Source organism: Acinetobacter tandoii DSM 14970 = CIP 107469 (assembly GCF_000400735.1).
Lineage (GTDB): Bacteria > Pseudomonadota > Gammaproteobacteria > Pseudomonadales > Moraxellaceae > Acinetobacter > Acinetobacter tandoii.
In genome coordinates this window covers 130,672-137,139 of sequence record NZ_KE007375.1, presented here as the reverse complement: position 1 = coordinate 137,139, position 6,468 = coordinate 130,672, and the positions used below count along the sequence as shown (strand labels likewise).

The 6,468-nt window shown below is 41.5% G+C and carries 5 protein-coding genes and 2 rRNA genes; 2 read left to right on the top strand and 5 right to left on the bottom strand.

All coding sequences use genetic code 11. The annotated features are described in order from the left end of the window. Positions 1 to 2,532: ribosomal RNA gene (locus tag I593_RS18595) — 23S ribosomal RNA — on the top strand; the annotation flags it as partial. A 213-nt stretch (positions 2,533 to 2,745) separates the two neighbouring features. Further along, positions 2,746 to 2,860, top strand: a 5S ribosomal RNA gene (rrf, locus tag I593_RS18590). A gap of 172 nt (positions 2,861 to 3,032) precedes the next feature. Here the strand turns inward: rrf and I593_RS18585 are convergent. The 5 genes from I593_RS18585 to I593_RS18565 all read right to left on the bottom strand — a co-directional run bounded on the left by I593_RS18585 (position 3,033) and on the right by I593_RS18565 (position 6,460). Continuing rightward, a complete protein-coding gene (locus I593_RS18585; protein ID WP_016165413.1) occupies positions 3,033 to 3,440 on the bottom strand; it encodes a roadblock/LC7 domain-containing protein in 408 nt (135 codons plus the stop codon). An 18-nt stretch (positions 3,441 to 3,458) separates the two neighbouring features. After that, a complete protein-coding gene (locus I593_RS18580; protein WP_016165412.1) occupies positions 3,459 to 4,007 on the bottom strand; it encodes a GTP-binding protein in 549 nt (182 codons plus the stop codon). Between the two features lie 9 nt (positions 4,008 to 4,016). Further along, positions 4,017 to 4,982: a hypothetical protein gene (locus I593_RS18575; RefSeq protein WP_016165411.1), complete on the bottom strand. Its 966-nt coding sequence runs from the start codon at positions 4,980 to 4,982 to the stop codon at positions 4,017 to 4,019. Between the two features lie 74 nt (positions 4,983 to 5,056). Further along, positions 5,057 to 5,416 carry a roadblock/LC7 domain-containing protein gene (locus tag I593_RS18570; protein WP_016165410.1) on the bottom strand — a complete coding sequence of 120 codons (360 nt, stop codon included), beginning with the start codon at positions 5,414 to 5,416 and terminating at the stop codon, positions 5,057 to 5,059. Between the two features lie 387 nt (positions 5,417 to 5,803). Next, positions 5,804 to 6,460 (bottom strand): hypothetical protein, encoded by a 657-nt coding sequence (locus tag I593_RS18565; protein WP_016165409.1) that lies wholly within the window; start codon positions 6,458 to 6,460, stop codon positions 5,804 to 5,806. Between the last annotated feature and the right edge of the window lie 8 nt (positions 6,461 to 6,468).

Genomic DNA, 6,468 nt, shown 5'->3' with positions numbered 1-6,468 from the left:
CGAGTAGGGCGAGGCACGTGAAACCTTGTCTGAATATGGGGGGACCATCCTCCAAGGCTAAATACTCCTGACTGACCGATAGTGAACCAGTACCGTGAGGGAAAGGCGAAAAGAACCCCTGTGAGGGGAGTGAAATAGATCCTGAAACCGCATGCATACAAGCAGTGGGAGCCGACTTGTTCGGTGACTGCGTACCTTTTGTATAATGGGTCAGCGACTTACATTCAGTAGCAAGGTTAACCGTATAGGGGAGCCGTAGAGAAATCGAGTCTTAATAGGGCGTTTAGTTGCTGGGTGTAGACCCGAAACCAGGCGATCTATCCATGAGCAGGTTGAAGGTTGGGTAACACTAACTGGAGGACCGAACCCACTGTCGTTGAAAAGCCAGGGGATGACTTGTGGATAGGGGTGAAAGGCTAATCAAGCCTGGTGATAGCTGGTTCTCCCCGAAAGCTATTTAGGTAGCGCCTCGGACGAATACCATAGGGGGTAGAGCACTGTTTCGGCTAGGGGGTCATCCCGACTTACCAAACCGATGCAAACTCCGAATACCTATGAGTACTATCCGGGAGACAGACTGCGGGTGCTAACGTCCGTAGTCAAGAGGAAAACAATCCAGACCGCCAGCTAAGGCCCCAAAATCATAGTTAAGTGGGAAACGATGTGGGAAGGCATAGACAGCTAGGAGGTTGGCTTAGAAGCAGCCACCCTTTAAAGAAAGCGTAATAGCTCACTAGTCGAGTCGGCCTGCGCGGAAGATGTAACGGGGCTAAAACTATGTGCCGAAGCTGCGGATTTGACATTAGTCAAGTGGTAGGGGAGCGTTCTGTAAGCCGATGAAGGTGTATTGAGAAGTATGCTGGAGGTATCAGAAGTGCGAATGCTGACGTGAGTAACGACAAAACGGGTGAAAAACCCGTTCGCTGAAAGACCAAGGGTTCCAGTCCAACGTTAATCGGGGCTGGGTGAGTCGACCCCTAAGGCGAGGCCGAGAGGCGTAGTCGATGGGAAATTGGTTAATATTCCAATACTTCTGTGTAATGCGATGAGAGGACGGAGAAGGTTAAGTCAGCCTGGCGTTGGTTGTCCAGGTGGAAGGTTGTAGGCATGTATCTTAGGCAAATCCGGGGTACTCTATGCTGAGAACTGATAGCAAGCTGTACTTGTACAGTGAAGTGGCTGATACCATGCTTCCAGGAAAAGTCTCTAAGCTTCAGTTACACAGGAATCGTACCCGAAACCGACACAGGTGGTCAGGTCGAGTAGACCAAAGCGCTTGAGAGAACTCTGCTGAAGGAACTAGGCAAAATGGTACCGTAACTTCGGGAGAAGGTACGCTGCTGACGGTGATGGGACTTGCTCCCTGAGCTATTGGCAGCCACAGAAACCAGGCCGCTGCAACTGTTTATTAAAAACATAGCACTCTGCAAACACGAAAGTGGACGTATAGGGTGTGATGCCTGCCCGGTGCTGGAAGGTTAATTGATGGGGTTAGCGTAAGCGAAGCTCTTGATCGAAGCCCCAGTAAACGGCGGCCGTAACTATAACGGTCCTAAGGTAGCGAAATTCCTTGTCGGGTAAGTTCCGACCTGCACGAATGGCATAATGATGGCGGCGCTGTCTCCAGCAGAGGCTCAGTGAAATCGAAATCGCTGTGAAGATGCAGTGTACCCGCGGCTAGACGGAAAGACCCCGTGAACCTTTACTGCAGCTTGACATTGAACTTTGACCTTACTTGTGTAGGATAGGTGGGAGGCTTTGAAGTTGGAACGCCAGTTCCAATGGAGCCGTCCTTGAAATACCACCCTGGTAATGTTGAGGTTCTAACTCTGTCCCGTTATCCGGGACGAGGACCATGTCTGGTGGGTAGTTTGACTGGGGCGGTCTCCTCCTAAAGAGTAACGGAGGAGTACGAAGGTGCGCTCAGCGTGGTCGGAAATCACGCGTAGAGTATAAAGGCAAAAGCGCGCTTAACTGCGAGACCCACAAGTCGAGCAGGTACGAAAGTAGGTCTTAGTGATCCGGTGGTTCTGTATGGAAGGGCCATCGCTCAACGGATAAAAGGTACTCTGGGGATAACAGGCTGATACCGCCCAAGAGTTCATATCGACGGCGGTGTTTGGCACCTCGATGTCGGCTCATCTCATCCTGGGGCTGAAGCAGGTCCCAAGGGTATGGCTGTTCGCCATTTAAAGAGGTACGCGAGCTGGGTTTAGAACGTCGTGAGACAGTTCGGTCCCTATCTACCGTGGGCGCTGGAAATTTGAGAGGATCTGCTCCTAGTACGAGAGGACCAGAGTGGACGAACCTCTGGTGTACCGGTTGTGACGCCAGTCGCATCGCCGGGTAGCTATGTTCGGAAGGGATAACCGCTGAAAGCATCTAAGCGGGAAGCCTACCTCAAGATAAGATTTCCCTAGGACTTTATGTCCTCTAAAGAGCCGTTCGAGACTACGACGTTGATAGGTTGGATGTGGAAGCATAGTGATATGTGAAGCTGACCAATACTAATTGCTCGTGAGGCTTGACTATACAACACCCAAGCAGTTGTATGTAAAGCTTATAATCGATTCATAAAAGATCAGTTAAACCTGATCTGAAACAAAAAACTTGATTTAGTGAAAGCTAGAACATAAAATTCGACTCAGTTAACTAATCCGTTAATAACTCATTTGGTACAAAGTACGGTAGCAATAAGATCATAGGATCTGAGCATAAAACCCGAACAAGTCCATAAACAGTTGTGCTGGCGACAATAGCAAGAGTGAACCACCTGATCCCTTCCCGAACTCAGAAGTGAAACCTCTTAGCGCTGATGGTAGTGTGGGGTTACCCATGTGAGAGTAAGTCATCGCCAGCTCATTAATTCAAACACCCCCTTCTATACAGAAGGGGGTGTTTTTTTATATAAATATTTATTTAAATTAAATGCCAAAGACTAAAAACGTGCGAAGGCGCAAATATAAATAACATAGGTTAAGATGATTATAGATAACCTTAAAGTCGCTGTTTCTAACTCTAAGGCTTAAGTATTAAAAATCTGAAATACGATTACTGGCAGTTTTTAATGTATAAAGGAGTTGTCCTAGTAGTACATCTTTTTCAGCCAAAGTCACAATAATCAATGGGTGTTTACTTGAAGGAATAGAGGTAAGGATAGCTTTTCCATTCTCTGCATCTAAAGTAATGGATTGACAACCTTCTAAATGAATTTCATTCATAAATGCTGCAACCATAGCAAGTATAGAGCTACTCACAGCTGCTAGCTTAGTGCTGTTGTAACTATCCTTTTTATGGACATGGGCGAGTTCAAAGCCATCAGTACTACAAAGCATCACATAGTTGACACCGCGAACATTCATCATTAAGTCGTAAATTTCATCTTTGGCAAATTGAATCAACTCTTTAGGTGCTGTGCGGCTTTGTTCTAGAGTAAACATATCAAACCTCTATTCAAATTAATTGGCAATATTGGAGTTAACTTCAATGGATGTGATTAACGCCTCTAATAATAACAGTACATCGTCTTTCTTGCGTGCATCAATGAAATATAATGGGGAAAACAAGTCATTTTGTAATAACCAGTCTTTATAAATCCCTGTAGATTTTGAGTTTTCGGAGATGAGATCGGTGTGGGTAATACCAATTGCAATATTGTCAGTAAAGTTTTGAAAAGTTTCTAGGTAGCTTTCGAGTTCTTGAATTGAATTATCAGAATGATGATCAATCAAAATCATTGCACCGATTGCCCCTTTGGTTATCGCGGACCATATAAAGTCAAAACGACTCTGACCTGGTGTCCCATAGAGCCCTATGGTAACGTTATCTTCTAGGGTGATTTCCCCGTAATCAATACCCACAGTAGTTTCCATTTTACTATGTCGTTGAGCATCTGTATTAAAAGCCTCAGTCTGTAACACTGGAATTTCTGATAATGATTTAATCGCTTCAGTTTTGCCAGCTCCCATACCACCTGCAAAAACAATTTTGAACCGTTGTAAGATCATAATATTGTCCTATATCCCCAATTTTTTTCTTAATTTTCCAAAGAAACCTTTAATAAATCCTGCATCTTCGGATACTGATGGGGCTTCTGGCGGATTAAAATGTTTATCCCAAATGTTGATTCTGGAAAGATTATTTGTTGCAATATTGGCAGCTATGAATCTCTGCACTGTTTCTAAGGGAATATTCAATTGATTTGCAATTTTTGAAACTTTCCCTCCTTGAATAAAACAGCTAGAGAGTTGGAATACCACTTTCCGATCTAGATTTTGAGAAGGTTTTGGCCACATATGAATCTTGAAATGACCATCTTCAGGTGCAATTTCTTTTAAAAATAGTGGAGAATCCCAGAAAAATTGCCATAACCAGTCATTTAAAAGATAAGTTTGTTTTCTTGAAACCTTCATAAAGTTACTGGTACTGGCAATGTCATAGCCAAAGCCTGAATCTGTAAAAGCCTGCTCCCGCTCAGGATTGAGCCAAGCAATATTCTTTTGGACATCGATAATTGCAATTGTGCCTAAATTATCAAAAAGATGAAGTTTTGAGTTGCGCTCTTTATCAAGCATCTTACTGAAATATTCGAGTTTATACGGGGTTTTTTTAGGGTTAACTTCAAAAATATGCTCGTTGGGGTTTTCGAGTGATGTATTGAGTAAGTGTTGTAAAATCCAGTCAGAAAAATTCTGTGGATTAACAATAGGTAGAGATAAGGTATTTTCCTGAAGGATATTCTCATTGTCATTATTCTTGGTAATTTTTAACCAGGGAAAATTACGGCTTTGAATTATTTTTTGAATACCGTCAGTTTCATAAAAATTTTCATGTATAAATAAGCAATCGATAGTGGGGTCTGCTGCTGTACTCCATTTAATTTTATATTCTTGTGGAATGAGATTACGTAGCTGGGTTTTGAGTTCTTCGGAATGATGAATACTTAAACCAGTTATCGCAATATTAAGATATTGCTCTGTCATACTATCTCTACACATCTAACAAGTTGAAACGGTAATCCCCCTTTTTAGACAATTCAAAAAGGGGGCATATTGAATCATGAGAAATCTAAACCTTTCTCATAACTTTTTAGTTCATGACGTGCCATTGCAAGGTTTGCTTTGGAACGCTCTAATACAAGGTATAAAAAGAGTTTTTCATTACCTTCTAATGGGCGAATCAGGTGATACTGTTTGCCGAGGGTGATCAATATATCTTCAATTGTGTCATTCAAATTTAGTGCATTTGCGACACGACGTTTTGAACGTACAACTTCGGTATTTCCTGCTGCTGCTAACTCAAGATCAATGTCACCACCACCTTGTGTTGCTAAAGCCAAACCACTTTCCCCATCAACTAATGCAGCTGCATGGAAACCATCAATTTCTGATAATGCTTCTAATGATACTCTAGCCATATTGATTCTCTTATGTTTTTTTGGTTTTTTGGGATTGATTTAACTTGGAATCAAATCCATTTGATTATATGAACGGCACTAAAATATTATCAATAGAAATTATTTTTAGGACTAAAGTCGAATGACAATTTCAGTAAATTTCAGATTATTTTACTCGGGTTTAGTGTGATTTTAATCACGAAATTTAGATAGAAATATGAAAGAACAGATATATTTGGGTGTCACATTTTGATCTCAATATAAATGTAACAATGTGTAAATTTTATCAAAGGATCAAAAGCAAAAAGAAAATTAATTAGATAAATTGATAAATAATTGAGACTAAATTATTATTTTTATATAAAAAGAGAGTGTAGTCACGATTCAACCACACTCTCTGATCGTATTTTATGCAAACATTTGAGTTGCAGCAGAATAAAGTACCCATAAAATGGCTACAGCGACAACTGGCTCTAAAATTTTAGCCCAAGTTGGAACCGCAGTTTTTTCAACCTCAGCTATTTGTTCATGATGTTCTACAACATTACTCTGATGAATCATTTGATTAAACTCCTTCATAGTTTCCTCTAATGATAGCTCTTCTTCGAGTATCGGTTTAGTTCCTTTTAGCTCTATTAGCTCACTTGTTGACCAAATCCAGTCTGCTGCTTGCCCAGATAAGTGTTCGACTTGTCCTGTAATTAGTTCACGTAGGCCTTTAATGCCATAATGACCAGTATCATCTAATTGTTTTAATTCGGCTAACTGCAAAGACAAAACTTCAGTAATCGTATGTTCAAATTCAGCTTTTTTTAAAGTTGAGTGATTCTGATCTGAAGTGGTGAGATGCCGTGCAACATCGATAATATACAGTTGCTCTTGGGATTGAATTTCTTGGTAGAGTTTATTTTCGTCTTTACGCCATAAGGTAATTAGTTTGGCAAGACTGAGCGTATTGATTTCTGCCAGATGTGCTTTACGCTCACTCGACTGATATTGATTCAGAAGCTCTGGCTTTTGAATGTGAATTTGCTCTGCAAAATATTGTACTAAGTCAAAAGCCATATTACTTC

What these genes read in the sequence shown, in the direction of transcription:
- I593_RS18565 (WP_016165409.1), bottom strand. Translation starts at nt 6,460, where the DNA reads ATGGCTTTTGACTTAGTACAATATTTTGCAGAGCAAATTCACATTCAA.
- I593_RS18585 (WP_016165413.1), bottom strand. Translation starts at nt 3,440, where the DNA reads ATGTTTACTCTAGAACAAAGCCGCACAGCACCTAAAGAGTTGATTCAA.
- I593_RS18580 (WP_016165412.1), bottom strand. Translation starts at nt 4,007, where the DNA reads ATGATCTTACAACGGTTCAAAATTGTTTTTGCAGGTGGTATGGGAGCT.
- I593_RS18570 (WP_016165410.1), bottom strand. Translation starts at nt 5,416, where the DNA reads ATGGCTAGAGTATCATTAGAAGCATTATCAGAAATTGATGGTTTCCAT.
- I593_RS18575 (WP_016165411.1), bottom strand. Translation starts at nt 4,982, where the DNA reads ATGACAGAGCAATATCTTAATATTGCGATAACTGGTTTAAGTATTCAT.